A 17,910-nucleotide genomic window follows, 5' to 3' on the forward strand; every position below is an offset into this window, starting at 1 on the left:
CCACGCGTAGCGTGGTGGAGGGGGCGAGCGGCTGATCCACCTTTCCGAAGATTCACTTGAGCCTGTGTCAAGGACGCTTTCCATTGGCTGCTCCACTTCGGGGGCATCACATGGATCGACGGCAGGTTCTCATCGGCGGGCTCAGCGGCCTAGCCGTGGCGGCGACGGGCGGGGCAGGGGCCCGCGCCCAGGCGGAGGCCGGCTGGGTCAAGCTGCCGACCGAGCCCTATCGCGGCAAGCAGGACGACATCTTCTTCACCGATCGGCTGAACGGCTGGTACGGCAACGGGCTGGGCAAGCTGTTCCGCACCCGGGACGGGGGCGACAGCTGGACTCTGGCGGCCGAGCGGCCCGGGACCTTCATCCGCGCTCTGGGCTTTGTGGACGAGCACCTCGGCCTGATCGGCAACATCGGCACCGGCTATTTTCCCAATGTCCAGGATGAGACGCCGCTCTACCGCACCACGGACGGCGGCGTGACCTGGAGCCCGGTTCAGATCGAGGGCGAGCTGAAGGGGATCTGCGCTATCTGCGTCCAGCGCGTGCCCTTCATCAACGCGGGCAGCCTGGACCATCGCGTGGTGCTTTGGGCCGGCGGGCGCGTTGGCGGTCCGGCGCATCTGGCCGTGTCGCGCGACCTGGGGCTCACCTGGACGGCCCAGGACCTGTCGCCGCTGACGGCCATGATCCTCGATGTCCAGTTCGTCAGCGAGCGCGTGGGCTTCATCGCCGGCGCCACGGACGCCTCCGTCCAGGAGTCCCGCGCGACGATCCTGCGCACGGACGACGGGGGGCAGACCTGGAGCCGGGTCTATGAGGGCGGCCGTCCGTGGGAGCTGACCTGGAAAATGAGCTTCCCTTCGCCCCAGGTCGGCTACGTCACCGTGCAAAGCTATAATCAGGACCCCGCGAGCAGCGCCCGCTACGTGGCCAAGACGGCGGACGGCGGCCTGACCTGGACCGAGCTGCCGCTGATCGATGACCTGCGCGTGCGTCAGTTCGGCGTCGGCTTCATCGACGAGCAGCGCGGCTGGATCGGGGCTGCGCCCGGCGGCTTCGAGACCCGCGACGGCGGCCAGACGTGGGCGCCGGCCGACATGGGTCCGGCGGTGAACAAGGTCCGCGTCGTGCGAGATCAGGCCGGCGCCTCGGTCTTCGCCATTGGGGCGGAGGTGCGGCGGCTGCTCATCCCAGCTTAGCCGTTCATCGGCGGTTCAGCCGCCACGGCCCAGCTTAAGGCCACGCTTGTTCAACGAGGGGGACATACCCATGCGTAAACTGATCATCACCCTGCTTGCCGTTGCGGCCCTGCCGGTTCTGTCCGGCTGCATCGTCATCGCCACCGACGGCGACGAGCCCGAGCGTCACGCGACCCAGCATCACTGAGTGGGCTGAAACGCCGTCAGCATCTCGGCCGGGATCCGGTGCGGGCGCATGCTGGCGGCGTCCACCAGGCACCAGGTGCTGACCCCCTGGGCGCACAGGCGGCCCTGGTCGTCCTCGATGCGCACCATACGGTCGAAGCGCGGCCCCTGGGGCGTGCCAACCCAGGTGCGGGCCCGCGCCCTGGCGCCGGGTAAAAGCGGCCGGAAATAGTCCACCTCGTGCCGCAGCGCGACCCAGGACCAGTTCGCCCGCGTCGCCTCGTCAAAGCGCGCCAGCCAGTGCGCCGTGCCCGCGTCCTGCAGCCAGCGCACATAGACCACGTTGTTGACGTGGCCGTTCTCGTCGAAATCCGCCTCGAAAAGCGGCAGGTCCAGCTGGAAGACCTCGCGGTCCCCCGGCGGCTGAAGCTCGCGCCTCACGCCCCGGTCACGCCCTTTTCGGCCAGCAGCGTCTGCAGCTCGCCGGCCTGGAACATCTCGCGCACGATGTCGCAGCCGCCCACGAAATCGCCTTTCACATACAGCTGCGGGATGGTCGGCCAGTCCGAATAGGCCTTGATCCCCTCGCGCAGGGGCTCGCTTTGCAGCACGTCGACGCCGACGAACTCGGCGCCCAGGTGGTCAAGCACCTGAACCACGGTGGCCGAGAAGCCGCAGCGTGGCGCGTCCGGCGTGCCCTTCATGAACAGCACCACGTCGTGCTCCTTCACCGCCTTGTCGATGAAGTCGCGGATGGGGTCAGCGGCAGGTTGGTCGGTCACGGGCGGGCCTCGGACGGGGAGGGGGGATCAGCCCGTCAGCTAGGCGCGCCGGACCCGTAAATCAAGCCGAGGCGGCCTTGGGCTGGCCGGCCATGACGCGCGCCATCTCTATCTGGGCGGGCACGGCGGGCGGTATTTCGCGCTCCGGCACCGCGGCCATGGCCTCGATGCGGGCAGCGTCGTCGGCCGTCGCCAGGGCGCTGGACACGGCCGGCTCGGTCAGGGCGTAGGCCAGGCACAGATCCTCGGCGCTCCAGCCGTTGGTGCGGTGCAGGAAGGCGAAGGGCCCGAAGTCCTGCTCCGGCTCCACAGGCTGGGCCTTGGCGCCCAAGCCGAACAGCCCTCGCTTTGTCGGCGCGGCGGGCGCGCCCTTCTTCACCGGCCGCAGCTCCTCAGGGTACCAGCCATAGGCCAGAACGGCCATGTCGCGCTCCAGCGCCATTCGCATGCGGTGCTTGATGCGCCAGGACGAGTTCACGTGCAGCGGGGTGAACAGCACGTCGAAGGCGCCGGTCGAGACATAGGCGTCCATGGCCGGGCTCTCGCCCATGACACCAAGCATGGCCACGCGGCCCGCGGCGCGCTGGGCCTTCAGAGCCTCCAGCGTGGTCTGGGCCAGCTCCACCTCCGACGGATCGTTCAGCACGGCCATGTCTAGCTGGCCCAGGCCGGACACCGCCAGCACCCGGTCGATGCAGCCGGTCAGAGCCGGCGCCGAGAAGTCGCGCATGGCCTTGCCGCGCTCGCGCACCTCGCCCAGCGCGCAGGACACCACCACCAGCCGCCGATCCACGGACGACAGGGCCTGGCCCAGCAGCTCGGCCACCACCGGGTCCGGGCTGGCCATGTGAAAAGCGTTCACCCCCTGCTCCAGGGCGGCGTAGACCAGGTCCCGCCCAGCCTCGGGCCCGCGCAGGGTCAGGCGCTCGTCCAGGGTCAGGGTGACGGCCGAAATGGCCGAGCCGGAGCGGCCCAGCGGACGATAACGCATCAGTTCGCCTCCTTCGGCGGCGCGGCGGTCTCCAGCGCCAGGGCGTGCAGCTCGCCGCCCATGCGGCCCTCCAGCGCCCGATAGACCAGCTGGTGCTGGCGCACGCGCGGCAGGCCGGCGAAGGCCTCGTCGACGATGCGCGCGCGGTAGTGGTCGCCGTCGCCCGCCAGGTCCTCGACCACGATCTCGGCGCGCGGAAAGGCCTCGCGCAGCACGGCTTCAAGGTGGGCTTGGGCCATGGGCACGGGCAGCGGGCTCCTCAACACGGGGTACGGAAAAACCGTCCGGATCATGCGGCGTAAAGCTTAACGAGGGGCTTCCGCGAGGCCGGCTAGCCGCCTGTGCTTGGCCTTGGGTAGGCCGCTACACCCACGATCGCCCCGTTCAGGCTCTCGCGGTTGTTCCCCGGCGCCGCCAGTCGGCGCGGCGCCCGTCCCGGCTCCGTCAGCTCCACATAGACCGGGGTCCAGTCGTGGGGATGGGGCGGGGCGGGCTGGCGGCGCCGCGGCCGCAGCGGGGGATCCCACGGCCAGATGTCCGGCTCCCACGCACGGCAGGGATTGGCCAGCACCCGATCGAGGGTCGCCGCCATCTCGGCGTTCAGGCGGCCATGCTCGGGCGGCCAGCGCTCCTCGTCCGGCACGCGCCAGTTGCGCACGCTTTCAACATAGGCCTCCCAGGCCGGCGTACCCTCGGTCGCGCCCGGCGGCGGCGGAGGCGGCGGCGGGGGCGGCGTGTTGGTGCGGTTCTGCCGCCACATCCACCAGGTTCCGTCGGCCTCCTTCCAGACCCAGGCCCACATGGTGTTGGGGTGCATGCCGGCGGGCGGATGGATGGAGCGGATCATCACCACCGGCTCGGCCGGCGGACTGCGCCAGGCCCCTTCGGGCAGGCGCATCTCGTCGAACATGCCCGAGATGAAGGCCCGGCTTCGCAGTTGCTGCTCGGTCGGCGGCGCCGACTGCTCCTCCGCGATGGCGGCCAGGTCGATCCCGGCCACGTGAGGGCACTGGGCGATGGGCGGCGGGGTTGGGCCGTTCGCCGCCAGCCAGGCCTGAACCTGGGGCAGGCTTTGCGGGTCGGGCCCGGTGGCGCAGGCGCCCAGAAGGGCCGCCGCACCGATGACGGCCATAGGGGTTCGCATCTTCACTCTCGGTCCCGCGTTGCTCTGCGACCAAGCTAACCGCCTCGCCCGTGTCGTCCAGCCCTAGCCCTTCGCCCTCCGCTTCATTACCTTGACGTTCATGTCCCGTTCTCACGAGCCCGCCGGCGTTTCCGACGTCTCCGCCCGCTTCCTGCCGGCCGAGCCGGCCGCCATGCCCATGATGTGGACCCCGCATCGTCCCGCGCGTCCGGAGAAGTCCGAAGGCGGCAAGCGCTTCAAGCTGGCCAGCGCCTATGAGCCGGCCGGGGACCAGCCCACGGCCATCGCCGAGCTCGTCGAGGGCATCAAGGGCCGCGAGCGCGAGCAGGTGCTGCTGGGCGTCACGGGCTCTGGCAAGACCTTCACCATGGCCAAGATCATCGAGCAGACCCAGCGTCCGGCCCTGATCCTGGCCCACAACAAGACCCTGGCGGCCCAGCTGTTCAGCGAGTTCAAGGCGTTCTTCCCGGAGAACGCCGTCGAGTATTTCGTCTCGTACTACGACTACTACCAGCCTGAGGCATATGTACCTAGGACTGATACATATGTCGAGAAGGACAGCTCGATAAACGAGCAGATCGACCGCATGCGGCACTCGGCGACGCGGGCGATCCTGGAGCGCGACGACGTCATCGTGGTGGCCAGCGTCAGCTGCATCTACGGCATAGGCTCGGTCGAGACCTATACGGCCATGACCTTCCCGCTGAAGGTGGGCCAGCAGATCGACGAGGCCAAGCTGCGCGCCGACCTGGTGGCCCTGCAGTACAAGCGCAACGACCAGGCGTTCGAGCGCGGCACCTTCCGGAAGCGCGGCGACACCATCGAGATCTACCCCGTCCACCTGGAGGACCGGGCCTGGCGCATCAGCCTGTTCGGCGACGAGCTCGAGGCCATCCACGAGTTCGACCCGCTGACCGGCGCCAAGATGGCCGAGCTGGACCAGGTCACGGTCTACGCCGCCAGCCACTACGTGACGCCCCGCCCGACGCTGAACCAGGCCATCGAGGGCATCAAACGGGAACTGAAGGAACAGCTGGACTGGCTGGTGGAGAACGGCAAGCTGCTGGAGGCCCAGCGCCTGGAACAGCGCACCCGCTTCGACCTGGAAATGATGGAGGCCACCGGCTCCTGCGCCGGCATCGAGAACTACAGCCGCTACCTGACCGGCCGCGCGCCGGGCGAGCCGCCGCCCACCTTCTTCGAGTACATCCCGGACAACGCCCTGCTGTTCGTGGACGAGAGCCACGTCACCGTCGGCCAGATCGGCGCCATGTTCCGCGGCGACTACCGGAGGAAGTCGACCCTGGCCGAATACGGCTTCCGCCTGCCCAGCTGCATCGACAACCGCCCCCTGCGCTTCGAGGAATGGGACGCCATGCGCCCCCAGACCGTCTTCGTCAGCGCCACCCCCGGCCCGTGGGAGATGGAGCGCACCGGCGGCGTGTTCACCGAACAGGTCATCCGCCCCACCGGCCTGATCGACCCGCCGGTGGAGGTGCGCCCGGTCTCGAAGGGCGGGTTCTCACAGGTGGACGACGTCATCGCCGAGGTGAAGGACGTGGCCCGCCTCGGCTACCGCAGCCTCGTCACGGTCCTCACCAAGAAGATGGCCGAGGACCTGACCGAGTACATGCACGAACAGGGCGTGCGCGTGCGCTACATGCACTCCGACGTGGATACGCTGGAGCGCATCGAGATCATCCGCGACCTGCGCCTGGGCGCCTTCGACGTGCTGGTGGGCATCAACCTGCTGCGGGAAGGCCTCGACATCCCCGAATGCGGCCTGGTGGCCATTCTGGACGCGGACAAGGAGGGCTTCCTGCGCTCGGAGACCAGCCTCATCCAGACCATCGGCCGGGCCGCCCGCAACGTGGACGGCCGCGTCATCCTCTACGCCGACAGCGTCACCGGCTCGATGGAGCGGGCCATGGCCGAGACTCAGCGCCGGCGCGAAAAGCAGATGGCCTATAACCTGGAGCACGGCATCACGCCCGAGAGCGTGAAGTCCTCCATCAAGGAGATCCTCGACACCCCCTACGAGAAGGACCGCGTGCTGGTCAGCGCCGGCGTGGCCGAGGACGCCCGGCCCTTCGTGGGCAACAACTTCCAGGCCACGCTGCGCGATCTGGAGACCCGCATGCGCGAGGCGGCCTCCAACCTGGAGTTCGAGGAGGCGGCCCGCCTGCGCGACGAGGTCAAGCGCCTGAAGATGCTGGACCTGGAGTTCGCCGCAGATGCGCTGGCCAGCGACGGCCAGACCGGCGACCGCGAGGAGGTGAAGCGGATCCGGCGTCAGGCCGCGGCCGAGTCAGCCGAGCGCTTCAGGAAGGGGCGGAGGTAAGGGCGAGCCTCAAGGCTGCCGCACGACCCACTCGTCGCCCTGCCGCCGGGCGGTCCAGCGCACGCCGCGCCAGTCCTCATAGTTCAGGATGGTGTCAGGATGGCCCGCCCCGCCGGCGACCGGCGTGTGGAAGAAGGTCCGGGTCCGCGCGTCCCATGTGGCGTTCCAGCAGCCGCCGCCCCAGGTCAGGTAGCGGATGTTGCGCGACTGGTGGCGCTCGGCCTGGGTCTCGGGATCGCTCGGGAAATGCCAGAACCATTCGCCGTCCAGGGCCGCGCTCCATCGGGAGCCGTCGCAGGTGACATAGCGGATCTCGTCGACCGACCGCTCCTGGGCCGCCGCGCCCGTCGCCGCCAACACCAGGGCCAGCGCCGCCGCGCCCCCCGCCAACACGCCCGAACCCGTCATGCCGTCGCCTCCGTCGTCTTCCCCCGTCAGGCCAAGAGTTACCAGAACCCGCAAGCTTGGCCATAGGCGCCGCCGCCGCCGAGTCAGTCGAGCGCTTCAGGAAGGGGCGAGGTAAGGGCAGTTCGGCCGGATGGACCTAGGCAGCAAGACGCACCGGATGGACTGATGGCACCCTAGGCGCTTAGATAACCATTGGGGCATGCCAGGACCGGCCGTGGACAGAATTTCGCCAGTGTCCTGCGGTCGCAGCCGGTAGTGCGACCTTAGATTAGGGGAGCAAAGGATGCTCGAAACCATACGTGTCGACGGCTTTCGCTCGCTTGTTGGGTTCGCCCACGAGTTTCGCTCCGGATTAAACGTGATCGTAGGCCCCAATGGCGCTGGCAAGTCCAACCTGATTTCCTTTTTGGATTTTCTGGGAGAGTTTGTTGAAGATGGTTTAGACGGGGCAATATCCATAGCCAAAGGCGCAGGTTCTCTATTTAGCGTTGAAAAGAATAGTGCAAAGAACGCACGCCTTGAATTTTCTGTCCGTGGTCACTATACCGCCCAAGCCGGGGCTCGCATACGAGATCGCGAAGTTCCGATTAATCCGGGAGAGATGGTCGAATATCAATATCAGTGTCACATAAGATATAATAAGAGTATCTCGCAAATATTTATTGAGTCTGATTCCCTCCATTTACGCGTTGGAGATGGTCCAGTGCTATCTGTATGGCGTAGTACGCAGATGAACGAAATTGGCCACAGGACCAGTATCAGGGTCTCCCCTAAACGACACCCGCTAATGGCGTTTTTCTACTCACATTGGACCTCATACGGATACTCTTCATCCCCGGGGGAGCCCCTGGACGAAGTCATGGCCGGCGTTTCCGACATGCTGGCACAAAGCACGTCGCTGCTCAGAATACTGCCTATCCGGAATGAGTCGCTAGGTCAGATCTTTCGGGACCTCACGTCGTATCGATCAATTAATATTGAACCTTCGTTAGCCAGAAAGCCATCTCCAGTATCTCGAACAGGAGCGATCGAATACAACGGCGACAATTTGCCAGGCACGTTGTATCGGTTGCGCCGGGGAGAATATTTCCCAACAAATCGGTTCGGCTTTCTACGGGATCCTCTATTTGCTTCTCGAGGGGAACAACACAGCAGATTCTTAAGCATAGTCAGCTGGACGCGGGAGGTGAATCCTGCCATCGAGGAAATTGACGTTCGCCTTGACCTAGCTGAGGCCCTATTACGGGGATTCGTGAAGACATCCGAGGAGTGCGGTGGAAATGAATTTTCGTTTGCGCGATTAAGCGACGGCACAATCAAATGGATCACGCTTGTGACCATATTGTTTTCTCAGAATCATTTTAGAACCATAGAAGAGCCAGAGAATTTTTTGCATCCACGTATGCAGGAGGCTTTTGTTTCCTTATGCCGTGATATCTTAGAAACGTCTGAAGCGGACCGTCAAATACTAATATCTACGCACAGCCAAACATTGCTGAACTGCTGCTCGATAGACGAACTTACGATTTTCGACGGGCGCTTGGGTACCACTAGAGCTCGGCGGGCGGCGGACAGTGAAGGCGTTCGCGCCCTCATTGAAGAAAGTGGTTTTGGTGTGGGTGACCTCTACAGGATGGGTGCGCTTGATGCCTAAGATCGTTGCTATCGTTGAAGGTCAGACAGAAGAGCATTTCATAAGGAAGACCTACCCGTCCGCTCTGATTTTGCGGCCCTTCACGAACGGGCGAGACGTGGACCTTGCGCTAATCGCGAGGAAGATAGCCGCTCCGCTTGCGCGTATCGGTATGGGGTTCGATGATTTCATTATCCTCATCGATCGTGAGAGAAGAACAATGTCTGCAGCAGAGCTGGAAGAGCGGCTACGTTCGGAACTTGAAAAGCTCGAGCCGATGCGCCAATTTTCGATCGGTGTCCCGGACATACACATTGAGAACTGGATTCTCGCCGATGAAACGGAGATGCGTCGGCGCTACGGCGAGACCTTCACCTATGAGGGCGACGGAACGCCTGCTAAGGGCGCATTGCGGGCGCTCTCGGGAATAAGTCATTCTCCATTGGAGAAGGCGGAGCTCTTGAAGGCGTGTTCCGCGGACGAAATTGCGAACAAGTCGCCCAGTTTTGAGTGCTTTCGTACGCGGGTCCGCTGTGACTGGGTCTGGCTTAAAGGGAAGGCGGCCTAGCTGCGCTTTCGCCCTGGTGGGTTATGTCACAGGTGTTCGCTCCCAAGTAACGTGGCGCCAGACACCACTTTCCGCTCCCTACACCTCATGCCGAGGTTTCCTTTCGGCCCGCCGACGCGGGTCAAAGGACCACCCCCGTCAGGGCCGCCCGAGGCGCGAGCCGCTGGCGCGGCACGCGTCCTTTAACGCGCTCCCGGTCCGGCCCGGTTGAGGATCAGCTGAGGGGTTGGGGAGGGATCCCTTCTCCCCTGGTGGGAGAAGGTGGCCCTGCGAAGCAGGGTCGGATGAGGGGGCCTGCACCCGGGGCACCCTGCCCCTACTAGATCCGGTGTCACCCTCACCCCCGCCCCGTCGTCGCCGCGCAGTGCGCGTCTCCTCCACCCATCAAGGGAGAGGGGAGATTGCGGCCCACTTATCCCCGCTGTCGGCGGCGGGGGGATGATGGCCTCTTCGAGCAAGGAGGAGACCATGAGAACCTCATACGCGGAGTGGAAATATCGCACCGAGGACACCTGGCTGGCGGTGCGGCGGGCCTGGGAGGACGGGGAGACCGCCGCCAGCTGCGCCCGGCGTTTCGACGTGGGGCTGGCCAATCTGTGGCGGCGCCGGGCCGCCGAAAACTGGCGCCGGCGCCGGGAGCCGGACCCCGTTCCCGAACCAGTCGAGGGCTGGGACCGATGGGCGCGCGAGCGGCTGGAGGAATGGGAGGTCCACCGCGACGACGTGCGGCGCCTGGCGGTGGACCTGCTGACGGCGCTGGAGGCCGAGACGGTGGAGGACTGTTCCGCCTGGCACCTGGGCTGGATCTACCGCCAGCGGGCGCGGCGGCTGGGTCCCGAGGCGGCGGCGCGTGACCGCGAGGCGGCCAAGGGCAGGCCGTGGGCCGACGCCTTCTGGGACGAGGACGGGCGGCTGCACCATCTGAGCTGGCTGGACAACCAGACCCTCATGCTGTGGCGCGACGAATGCCGCAAGGCGCTGGGCCTGCCCGAGGGCGCCGCGCCGAGCGTGCCCATTCCCCCGGATCCCACCGAGGCCGAGTGGGAGCGGGCGCTGGAGCTGCGCGAGCGCTCGATGCTGCTGGAGGTGAGCAAGCGGGAAGGCTAGGCCGGGCGGTGGTGGGGCGTGGCGTCGTCCCGGTCGTCGGGGGCGCCGCCGTTCGGCCCGTCCGTCTCGGACTCGGGCGGGGCCTCGGACAGCACCTCGGCGGCGGCGTCGTTGGGGGCGGGCGTCGAGGGCTTTTCGGCGGGCTTTGAGGGGCCGGGCGTGTGCTGGGATTCGGCGCCCTTCTTCGGGCGGCCGGGCACGAGCAAGTCGAGCGCGTCGTCGCCCTCGCGGCCGAACAGGCTGCGCAGGCGCAGGTCGGTCTGGGGGAAGGGGATCTCGATCCCGGCCTGGTCCAGGGCCTCGGCGATCGCCCAGGTATAGGCCGCGTGCATGGCGGCCGGGCGCTTGACCGCCTCGGCCGTGGGCCAGACCAGAAGCTCGAAGTCCAGGCCGCTCTCGCCGAAGCCCACCAGCCAGACCTGGCTCTTGCGGGTCTCGGTCTCGGGCAGGGTGAAGGGGCTGGCCCGGGCGGCCGCCAGCACCGCCTCGCGCACCCGGGCGCGGTCGGCGCCGTAGGCCACGGCGAAGGGGATGTGGATGCGGCGGGTGTCGCCCTTGAGCGTCCAGTTGGTGACGACGCCCTCGATCAGCTGGCTGTTGGGGATGAGGATGTTGACGTTGTCGTTGGTGCGGATGCGCGTGGCGCGGGGGCCGATCTCCTGGATCATGCCGCGCTGGCCCGCGGCCAGCTCGACATAGTCGCCGACCGAGACCATGCGGTCGAAGATGAGGAAGACGCCCGAGACAAACTCCTTGACCACCCCTTGCAGGCCCAGGCCCACACCGATGCCCAGGGCGCCGGCGAAGACCGCCAGGGACGACAGGTTCAGCCCGGCGGCGGACAGGCCCAGCATCAGGCCCGCCACGATCAGGCCGTAGCCGACCAGCTTCTCCAGCAGATAAAGGGCGCCGGCCGTGCGCTGGGCCTTTCGGCGCGCCCGCCGGATGCCTCGCACCGCCAGGGCCGAAATGATCCAGAAGACCGTGATGATCAGCAGGGCCGACACCAGCCCGCCCACGGTCAGGGTGGCGCCGCCCAGCCGAAGGATGGCGGCGTCGTCCAGGCCTTCGAGGCCCCCCTGAATCTCATCCAGCTGCAATCCCACGGGGGGATAAGGCGAAGCTGGGGGAGAGGTTCCCGGTTTGAGGGCGCGATCAGGATGGCGCCGGGCGCTGCGGCGGCTAAGCTGTGCGGCATGCGCCTGAGCGTTTCCCGCATGACGAGTCCCATCGGCCTGCTGACCCTGGCCTGCGACGAGGCGGGGGCCTTGCGGGCCCTGTCCTTCGGCCAGGGGGCCCAGGCCGTGGCGCGCAGGCGCTATCCGCACGCCGAACAGTGGCAGGGCGAGACGCCCGGGCCGGTGCGCGAGGCGCTGGAGGCCTATTTCGGCGGCGACAGGGGGGCGCTGGCCCGCGCGCCCTGGGCGGTGGAGGGCGACGGCTTCTCGGAGCGGGTGTGGCGGCTGTTGACCCAGATCCCCGCCGGCCAGGTCTGGTCCTATGGCGAGATGGCGGCCCGGGCGGCCTCGTCCGAGGCCCGGCCGGACGGGCGGTTCGTGTCGGCGGCGCGGGCGGCGGGCGCGGCCCTGAACGCCAATCCCCTGCCGCTGGTGCTGCCCTGTCACCGGGTGGTGGGGGCGGATGGGGCCCTGACGGGCTTCGGCGGCGGCCTGGAGATCAAGCGCTGGCTGCTGATCCACGAAGGGGCGCTGCTGATCTGAGGCGGAGGCCTTGAACAGGGCGGGGCGGCGGCCATGCGCGGGTAAAGACCTGTTCTGGCTGACAGACTGAGGCGTCGCGCAGCATTTCCCGACTGAAATATTGCGGACATTCGCGGGCGACCTGACGCGGTCAGGGTGTGGCTGACCTGAACGGGAGACACCCATGCGCCTACTCTACGCCGCAGCCCTCGCCGCCATGCTCTCGGCGTCCGCCGACGCCGCGCCGATCCGCCTTGAAGGCGGGCACTACGTGACCCAGTTGCAGGTCAACGGGGGAGACGCCTTCGACTTCGTCATCGACACGGCCGCCAGCGCCTCGGCGTTTTCACCCGGGTTCGTCGAGCGGCTCGGTCTCCAGCCCGTGCCTGGCATGACCGCCCACGTGCACGGCGCGGCCGGGATCGAGACCGTGCCGTTGTACAGGCTGGACCGTCTCAGCGGTCCTGATCTGGAGCTGACCAGCGTCATCGCCGCGGTCATGCCAGGCGTCGCCAGCGACCGGCCCACGGCGGGCGTGCTGGGCGTCAACACGTTCCAGCAGAGCCGGATCGTCTTTGACTTCGAGGCTATGACCTTCGAAACGGGCGCCAGTGGCGCGGGCGCGCAGGGTTTCCAGGCGCTTGCGGCCACACGCCTGCGCGCCGGCCTCGTGGCCGTGGACGTTCAGGTCAACGGGGTACCTGTCAAGGCGGTGGTGGACACCGGCGCGCGCCGCACCATCGGCAACCCGGCCCTCATGGCGGCGCTGGGCGTAAGCGCTGACGATTCTCGCCTGGCGCCGGCGCCTGATGTGGGCGGCGCAACCAGCCACCGCATCCCCAGTCAGGTGATGGAGGGGGCGACGGTGGCCCTGGGCGGTCGCGACTTCGGCGACTTGCGCCTACATTTCTCGGATCTGCCGGTGTTCCGCGCCCTTGGGGCCGGCGACCAGCCCATGCTGATCCTGGGTACGGACGTGTGGTCCCAGCTGTCGGCCCTGGCCATCGACTATCCGCGCAACGAGGTTCAGGTCCGCTTCCGGTGAGCGCGCGGCTCCCGGCCCAGCCCGCCCCCTTTTAGGGTTAAGCTTCGCGTGCGGGTTGTTCGTTGGCGAACATAACGGCCGTCCGTGCGTTACTGAACCCATGTTGCGAATTGCGTTCAGTCTGCTGGCGGGCTTCGGCCTGGCCGCGTGCCAGGATCAATCCAGCCGCACCGACACGCCGGCTCACATGCCCCAGAGCCCCCCTGAAGACAGCCGGCCGGCGACCCCCGCAGTCCCCGCGGACGAGGCGGAGGGCCCAGCCTATGTCGGCGTCTGGGCCGCCTATGCGCGCTGGTGCGAACAGGCCTCGACCCGCACTGACCAGACGCCGATCCGCATCACGGCCGAACGCTTCGAAGGTTATGAGAACACCTGCGCGATCACGTCGTCGGAGCAGACCGCGGCGGACAGCTGGCGGCTGAACCTGTCGTGCGTCGCCGAAGGTCAGAGCTATGAGGAACGCCTCGAGGCGGTGGTGCAGGACAATGCGCTGACCCTGGCCTACCCCGATCGGCCGGGCGCCGGCGCCACTCAGCTGGTGCGCTGCGGCCCGGCGTCCTAGCCTGAAAGCGCCCGCACCGTCGGGCTGTGATCCAGCGCGTTCGGCTCCACCGGATCGGCGCGCAGCTTCAGATGGGCGAACAGACGCCGCCCGCCGATGATGTCCGCCTCGATCAGAGGGCGCAACGGCCCCGAACCCTCGCGCGTCGCGGGCAGTAGGGTCAGGGTCACCCCGTTCACCACATTGCCGCCGATGATGGCGATGCGCCCTGCCTCGGCGTCCACGCGCACGACGATGTCGCAGTGGGTGGGCGCGAACTCGCCCATGTCGGGCCGCCTGTCGGCGATGGTGCGATAAGCCTCGGACCCGCGCGCATTGCACAGCAGATCGCCGGGCTCGACCTCGGTCTCGCCGATGTCGTGGGCCGCATAGGCCGCCTCGGGCGCCTGGCCGTCGCGGGCGCGGATGGCCTGGTCGATATAGGTGCGGTGGGCGATGTCGCGCTGGAATTGGCCCATATCGCCCAGCCCCGCCTCGCACATGACCCAGCTGACGAAGGCGGCGGACCAGGGTTCGATCCAGTTGACCTCGCCCTCGCCGTCCTCCCAGGCGCGGTTCTGGCGGCGCAGGATGTCCGGCCCGTCCGGCGTGGCGCTCCAGTAACCGGCGATGGTCGCATCGGCGCCGCGTTCGCTCTCCCAGCGGCCCAGGCGCAGAAAGGTTCGGCCCTGGCGCGGCTGGGCCAGGTCTGGGTTCAACGCTTCGGGCACGATGCCGTCAGGCAGGGCGCGGGTCTCAACCACCGTCGCGTCCGCCGTCTGGAAGCCGAAGAAGGCCCACTCCTGGGCCGCCACGTCGACGATGCGCCGCCGGGCCCAGCTGGTGGGACCCGTGCGGCAGGCGCTCTGCACAACGCGCATGTCTCCGCGCGGACCGGTCACCCGCTCGGACGGCGGGATCACGTCAAAGGCCTCTCTCGGCAGGCGGGGCGCAGCCTGGGCCGCCCCCGCGATCGCAAGGAGGATCAGAGCGGCGCGCACGCCTTTTTCAGCCAGTCGCTGGTCTCGGCGGGCACGCCCGGTCCCACCTTTTCGAGCACCTGGGCGTGATAGGCGTCCAGCCATTGGCGCTCCTCCGGCGTCAGCAGGGTGGGGTCGATCAGCGTCCGGTCGATGGGCGCGAAGGTGATGGTCTCAAAGCCCATCATGGGCCGCTCGCCGCCCGGAAGCTCTTCGGGCGGGGTGACCACGATCAGGTTCTCGATGCGGATGCCCCAGTGGCCGGGTTTGTAAAAGCCGGGCTCGTTGGAGAGGATCATGCCGGGCAGCAGGGCCTGGGTGTTCGGCGCCTTGGATATGCGCTGCGGCCCCTCATGGACGCCGAGATAGACCCCGACGCCATGGCCCGTGCCGTGGTCATAGTCCAGCCCCGCCTCCCACAGGGGAACGCGGGCCAGGGCGTCCAGCTGGCTGCCCGTCGTGCCTTCGGGGAAGCGCGCGCGGGCCAGGGCGATATGCCCCTTCAGCACGCGGGTGAAGCGGTCGCGCATTTCGGCCGTGGGCTCGCCGATGGCGACGGTGCGCGTCACGTCGGTGGTGCCGTCCAGGTACTGGCCGCCCGAATCGACCAGCAGAAGGGTTCCGGTCTCGACCCGGCGGTTGGTGCTTTCGGTCGGGCGATAGTGGATGACGGCGCCGTTGGGCCCGGCGCCCGCGATGGTGTCGAAGCTGAGGTCCTGGAGCGCGCCGGTCTCTTCGCGAAAGCGCTCGAGCGTGCCGACCACGGTCTTTTCATCGGGCAGCAGGGTCTGGGCCTCGGTCGCCGCCCAGTGGAGGAAGCGGGACAGGGCCGCGCCGTCCCGAATGTGCGCCTGTCGCGAGCCCGCGAGCTCGGCCGGGTTCTTGGCCGCGCGGGGCAGGGCGCACGGATCTGGGCCGCGCACCACCCGGGCGCCGGCCTTTTCGAGCCGGTCGAAGTACCAGGCCGAAGACTGGGCCGGGTCGATCAGCACCGCCTTGCCCGACAGCTCGTCCAGCGCCGCCTCGAGGGCCGCCGGAGGCTGGATCGACACCTCGTTGCCCAGCCAGCCGCGCAGGTCGTCGCCGACCTTGGCCTGATCCACGAACAGCCGCGCCGAGCCATCCGCGTCAACGATGGCCTGGGCCAGGGGCAGGGGGGTCCGGGACACGTCGCCGCCCCTCACGTTGAAGAGCCAGGCGATGGAGGAGGGGGCCGTCACCACCGCGGCGTCGGCCCCGGCCTTGGCGATGACCTGGCCCACACGGGACCGCTTGGAGGCGCTCTCCTCGCCGGCATACTCCAGCGGATGGGGGGTGATACGCGCCTGGGGCTGGGGCGGCCGGTCCGCCCAGGCGGCGTCGATGGGATTGACCTCGACCGGCTTCAGCGAGGCGCCCGCGCGCTCGGCGGCGGCCTTCAGCTTGGCCAGGGCGTCGGGGCTGTGCAGGCGCGGGTCATAGCCGATGACCGAACCCTTGGCGGCCTCCTCGAGATAGGCGGCGACGCCGCCCTCGATCAGGTCGCGGATCTCGAACAGGTCGGGGTCCGTCTGGGCGCGCACCTGAATCGTGTAGCGCCCGTCGGTGAAGACGGCGGCGCGGTCCTGGAAGATCACCGCCGCGCCGGCCGAGCCGGTGAAGCCCGTCAGCCAGGCCAGGCGGTCGTTCGCCTCGGGCAGATATTCGTTCTGGTGCTCGTCCTCGTGGGGCACGAGCAGGCCGTCCAGGCCCTGGCGCCGCATTTCGGCGCGGACCAGCGGCAGATGACGCGCGCCGAAGGAGGGATCGGTGGTTTCGTTGAAGGTCTGTCTCATGGCCGCGAACCTAGACGCTGGCGCGGCCTCCGCAAGGCGCGGGACGACCTAAAATCCGCCGGACGCGGGCTCGGGCGTGGGCTCAGGCGTGGTGACCACGACCGTCGGCGGCTGGGCCGCGGCGCGCGCCTCGGCGGCGCGAGCCTCGCTGGCGGCGCGTTCAGCCTCGGCCTGGGCGCGGGCGGCGTCAGCCTGGGCCATGGCGGCGCCCTGCTGCGCGGCGGCCGTCTGGGCGCTCAAAGCCATGCGGTCGGCCTCGGCCTGGGACTGGATGGCGGCCACCTGGGCGGCGGCCAGGTCCGCTTCGTCGACCGTGTCGGCCCGTTCGCCCCGCGCGAACAGCAGCCACATGACGGTCAGCACGACCAGGACGCCGAGGATCCCGGCGATCCACCAGCCGAGATTGTCGTCGCGGACGACGACGGTTTCGGTGCGCTCCGTGAGGACGGGCTCCTCGACGATGACGGTGCGGTCGGGAGGCGGCAGGTCGGAATCGATGTGAGACATGGCTGAGCCTTTCGCGGTTCAGCCTCGAAACGGGGCCGGTTCGCGGCGGTTCCGCCGTTAACCCATCTTCTCCAGCACCAGGGCGCTCCAGGCGTCGCGGCGAATTCGCCTGTGCAGACGGAAGCCGCGCGACAGATAGGCCGCGGTGACCCGCCGCTCCTGACTGCGCAGCAGGCCCGACAGGATGGCCCAGCCCCCCGGCTTCAGCGCCGTGCGGATGTCCTGGGCCAGGGCCACCAGAGGCGGGGCCAGGATGTTGGCGAAGACCAGGTCGTAGGGGCCCTGGCCGCGCACCGCCGTGTGGTTGAGACCCGAGGCATGCACGAAGCGGGCGCGCGAGCCGTTGAGGGCCGCGTTCTCGTTGGCGATGCGGACGGACGGCCCGTCGATGTCGGTGCCGACGGCGACCTTCGAGCCGCTGAGGTCGGCGGCGATGGCCAGCAGCCCCGTGCCGGCCCCCACATCCAGCACCCGCTCGAAGCGCCGGCGCTTGAGCAGGTCGTCCAGCGCCAGCAGGCAACCGACCGTCGTCCCGTGGTGTCCGGTGCCGAAGGCGGCGCCCGCGTCGATGCGGAGGGGGATCGCGTTCGGCGGGACCCGGCCCTGGTCATGGGCGCCATAGACGAAGAAGCGGCCCGCCCGGACCGGCGGCAGGCCCGACAGGGACATGGCCAGCCAGTCCTCGTCGGCCAGGTCCTCCACCGCGACCGACAGGCCGCCCGCCTCGCGCAGGGTGGCGGCCACGCCGTCGGCCTCTTCTCGGCTGGTGGGGAAGGCGTCGATGCGCCAGACGCCGCGATCCTCATCTTCCTCGAGGATGGAGTAGGTGGCGCCCTCCAGGGCGGGATCGGCGTCCAGCCGCGCGGCGCCGGCCTCGGCCGCGGCGCGCGGGCCGCGTGCGATAATTTGAACGGCGGACTCTGACATTCGTAAAAGCTCGTTATGCTCCCGAATCGTCATCAGCGCGGGAGAGGGGGTAGTTCCG

Annotated in this window: 19 protein-coding genes; 8 read left to right on the forward strand and 11 right to left on the reverse strand. The window is 68.3% G+C overall.

Translation table 11 applies throughout. The features are described 5' to 3' along the window. Positions 1 to 110 precede the first annotated feature (110 nt). Entirely contained in the window at positions 111 to 1,199 is a 1,089-nt protein-coding gene (locus Q0812_RS01935) for a WD40/YVTN/BNR-like repeat-containing protein (protein ID WP_302108611.1), read from the forward strand. A 180-nt stretch (positions 1,200 to 1,379) separates the two neighbouring features. On the opposite strand, the gene Q0812_RS01940 is transcribed toward Q0812_RS01935, so the two are convergent. From Q0812_RS01940 to Q0812_RS01960, 5 genes are all read right to left on the reverse strand, one after another. Continuing rightward, entirely contained in the window at positions 1,380 to 1,805 is a 426-nt protein-coding gene (locus Q0812_RS01940; RefSeq protein WP_302108612.1) for an acyl-CoA thioesterase, read from the reverse strand. Next, the gene (grxD, locus tag Q0812_RS01945) at positions 1,802 to 2,146 is read right to left on the reverse strand and encodes a Grx4 family monothiol glutaredoxin (protein WP_302108613.1); all 345 of its coding nucleotides are present in this window, start codon (positions 2,144 to 2,146) and stop codon (positions 1,802 to 1,804) included. Before grxD ends, Q0812_RS01940 begins: the two co-directional genes overlap by 4 nt. A gap of 61 nt (positions 2,147 to 2,207) precedes the next feature. Beyond that, the gene (locus tag Q0812_RS01950) at positions 2,208 to 3,137 is read right to left on the reverse strand and encodes an aldo/keto reductase (protein ID WP_302108614.1); all 930 of its coding nucleotides are present in this window, start codon (positions 3,135 to 3,137) and stop codon (positions 2,208 to 2,210) included. Beyond that, complete coding sequence (locus tag Q0812_RS01955; protein ID WP_482817134.1) at positions 3,137 to 3,382, reverse strand: BolA/IbaG family iron-sulfur metabolism protein; 246 nt, start codon at positions 3,380 to 3,382, stop codon at positions 3,137 to 3,139. The genes Q0812_RS01950 and Q0812_RS01955 overlap by 1 nt, the downstream gene beginning before the upstream one ends. A gap of 86 nt (positions 3,383 to 3,468) precedes the next feature. After that, positions 3,469 to 4,281: a hypothetical protein gene (locus Q0812_RS01960; protein ID WP_302108616.1), complete on the reverse strand. Its 813-nt coding sequence runs from the start codon at positions 4,279 to 4,281 to the stop codon at positions 3,469 to 3,471. Between the two features lie 100 nt (positions 4,282 to 4,381). On the opposite strand from Q0812_RS01960, the gene uvrB reads away from it, so the two are divergent. Beyond that, a complete protein-coding gene (gene uvrB, locus Q0812_RS01965) occupies positions 4,382 to 6,622 on the forward strand; it encodes an excinuclease ABC subunit UvrB (RefSeq protein ID WP_302108617.1) in 2,241 nt (746 codons plus the stop codon). Between the two features lie 9 nt (positions 6,623 to 6,631). On the opposite strand, the gene Q0812_RS01970 is transcribed toward uvrB, so the two are convergent. Beyond that, positions 6,632 to 7,030: a hypothetical protein gene (locus Q0812_RS01970; RefSeq protein WP_302108618.1), complete on the reverse strand. Its 399-nt coding sequence runs from the start codon at positions 7,028 to 7,030 to the stop codon at positions 6,632 to 6,634. 283 nt (positions 7,031 to 7,313) lie between these two features. On the opposite strand from Q0812_RS01970, the gene Q0812_RS01975 reads away from it, so the two are divergent. The 3 genes from Q0812_RS01975 to Q0812_RS01985 all read left to right on the forward strand — a co-directional run bounded on the left by Q0812_RS01975 (position 7,314) and on the right by Q0812_RS01985 (position 10,338). After that, on the forward strand, positions 7,314 to 8,684 hold the full coding sequence (locus tag Q0812_RS01975) for an AAA family ATPase (RefSeq protein ID WP_302108619.1): 1,371 nt from the start codon (positions 7,314 to 7,316) through the stop codon (positions 8,682 to 8,684). Then, entirely contained in the window at positions 8,677 to 9,231 is a 555-nt protein-coding gene (locus Q0812_RS01980) for a hypothetical protein (RefSeq protein ID WP_302108620.1), read from the forward strand. The genes Q0812_RS01975 and Q0812_RS01980 overlap by 8 nt, the downstream gene beginning before the upstream one ends. 468 nt (positions 9,232 to 9,699) lie before the next feature. Then, on the forward strand, positions 9,700 to 10,338 hold the full coding sequence (locus tag Q0812_RS01985; protein WP_302108621.1) for a hypothetical protein: 639 nt from the start codon (positions 9,700 to 9,702) through the stop codon (positions 10,336 to 10,338). On the opposite strand, the gene Q0812_RS01990 is transcribed toward Q0812_RS01985, so the two are convergent. Further along, positions 10,335 to 11,444 (reverse strand): mechanosensitive ion channel family protein, encoded by a 1,110-nt coding sequence (locus Q0812_RS01990; RefSeq protein WP_341923465.1) that lies wholly within the window; start codon positions 11,442 to 11,444, stop codon positions 10,335 to 10,337. The two genes, Q0812_RS01985 and Q0812_RS01990, sit on opposite strands and share 4 nt — an antisense overlap. A gap of 111 nt (positions 11,445 to 11,555) precedes the next feature. Between Q0812_RS01990 and Q0812_RS01995 the strand changes: the two genes are divergently transcribed. The 3 genes from Q0812_RS01995 to Q0812_RS02005 all read left to right on the forward strand — a co-directional run bounded on the left by Q0812_RS01995 (position 11,556) and on the right by Q0812_RS02005 (position 13,645). Further along, on the forward strand, positions 11,556 to 12,059 hold the full coding sequence (locus tag Q0812_RS01995) for a methylated-DNA--[protein]-cysteine S-methyltransferase (RefSeq protein ID WP_302108622.1): 504 nt from the start codon (positions 11,556 to 11,558) through the stop codon (positions 12,057 to 12,059). Positions 12,060 to 12,222: 163 nt separating this feature from the next. Beyond that, on the forward strand, positions 12,223 to 13,083 hold the full coding sequence (locus Q0812_RS02000; protein WP_302108623.1) for an aspartyl protease family protein: 861 nt from the start codon (positions 12,223 to 12,225) through the stop codon (positions 13,081 to 13,083). 100 nt (positions 13,084 to 13,183) lie between these two features. Then, positions 13,184 to 13,645, forward strand: coding sequence for a hypothetical protein (locus tag Q0812_RS02005; protein ID WP_302108624.1), 462 nt, complete (start codon positions 13,184 to 13,186; stop codon positions 13,643 to 13,645). Here Q0812_RS02005 and Q0812_RS02010 read toward each other — a convergent pair. The 4 genes from Q0812_RS02010 to Q0812_RS02025 are packed head-to-tail and all read right to left on the reverse strand — an operon-like array spanning position 13,642 to position 17,852. Further along, a complete protein-coding gene (locus tag Q0812_RS02010; protein ID WP_302108625.1) occupies positions 13,642 to 14,625 on the reverse strand; it encodes a DUF2272 domain-containing protein in 984 nt (327 codons plus the stop codon). The genes Q0812_RS02005 and Q0812_RS02010 overlap by 4 nt on opposite strands. Continuing rightward, on the reverse strand, positions 14,610 to 16,418 hold the full coding sequence (locus Q0812_RS02015; RefSeq protein ID WP_302108626.1) for an aminopeptidase P family protein: 1,809 nt from the start codon (positions 16,416 to 16,418) through the stop codon (positions 14,610 to 14,612). The genes Q0812_RS02010 and Q0812_RS02015 overlap by 16 nt, the downstream gene beginning before the upstream one ends. Positions 16,419 to 16,466: 48 nt before the next feature. Continuing rightward, positions 16,467 to 16,925 carry a hypothetical protein gene (locus tag Q0812_RS02020; protein ID WP_302108627.1) on the reverse strand — a complete coding sequence of 153 codons (459 nt, stop codon included), beginning with the start codon at positions 16,923 to 16,925 and terminating at the stop codon, positions 16,467 to 16,469. A 57-nt stretch (positions 16,926 to 16,982) separates the two neighbouring features. Further along, positions 16,983 to 17,852 (reverse strand): 50S ribosomal protein L11 methyltransferase, encoded by an 870-nt coding sequence (locus Q0812_RS02025; RefSeq protein WP_302108628.1) that lies wholly within the window; start codon positions 17,850 to 17,852, stop codon positions 16,983 to 16,985. Positions 17,853 to 17,910 lie beyond the last annotated feature (58 nt).

The organism is Peiella sedimenti, assembly GCF_030504955.1.
Taxonomy (GTDB): Bacteria; Pseudomonadota; Alphaproteobacteria; order Caulobacterales; family Caulobacteraceae; genus Brevundimonas; species Brevundimonas sedimenti.

Bases quoted from the DNA above. Each gene is read 5' to 3' on its own strand.
- Q0812_RS01935 (WP_302108611.1), top strand. From the start codon at position 111: ATGGATCGACGGCAGGTTCTCATCGGCGGGCTCAGCGGCCTAGCCGTG.
- Q0812_RS02000 (WP_302108623.1), top strand. From the start codon at position 12,223: ATGCGCCTACTCTACGCCGCAGCCCTCGCCGCCATGCTCTCGGCGTCC.
- Q0812_RS02015 (WP_302108626.1), bottom strand. From the start codon at position 16,418: ATGAGACAGACCTTCAACGAAACCACCGATCCCTCCTTCGGCGCGCGT.
- Q0812_RS01995 (WP_302108622.1), top strand. From the start codon at position 11,556: ATGACGAGTCCCATCGGCCTGCTGACCCTGGCCTGCGACGAGGCGGGG.
- Q0812_RS01970 (WP_302108618.1), bottom strand. From the start codon at position 7,030: ATGACGGGTTCGGGCGTGTTGGCGGGGGGCGCGGCGGCGCTGGCCCTG.
- uvrB (WP_302108617.1), top strand. From the start codon at position 4,382: ATGTCCCGTTCTCACGAGCCCGCCGGCGTTTCCGACGTCTCCGCCCGC.
- Q0812_RS02020 (WP_302108627.1), bottom strand. From the start codon at position 16,925: ATGTCTCACATCGATTCCGACCTGCCGCCTCCCGACCGCACCGTCATC.
- Q0812_RS01960 (WP_302108616.1), bottom strand. From the start codon at position 4,281: ATGCGAACCCCTATGGCCGTCATCGGTGCGGCGGCCCTTCTGGGCGCC.
- Q0812_RS02005 (WP_302108624.1), top strand. From the start codon at position 13,184: ATGTTGCGAATTGCGTTCAGTCTGCTGGCGGGCTTCGGCCTGGCCGCG.
- Q0812_RS01975 (WP_302108619.1), top strand. From the start codon at position 7,314: ATGCTCGAAACCATACGTGTCGACGGCTTTCGCTCGCTTGTTGGGTTC.
- Q0812_RS01985 (WP_302108621.1), top strand. From the start codon at position 9,700: ATGAGAACCTCATACGCGGAGTGGAAATATCGCACCGAGGACACCTGG.
- Q0812_RS02025 (WP_302108628.1), bottom strand. From the start codon at position 17,852: ATGTCAGAGTCCGCCGTTCAAATTATCGCACGCGGCCCGCGCGCCGCG.
- Q0812_RS01950 (WP_302108614.1), bottom strand. From the start codon at position 3,137: ATGCGTTATCGTCCGCTGGGCCGCTCCGGCTCGGCCATTTCGGCCGTC.
- Q0812_RS01980 (WP_302108620.1), top strand. From the start codon at position 8,677: ATGCCTAAGATCGTTGCTATCGTTGAAGGTCAGACAGAAGAGCATTTC.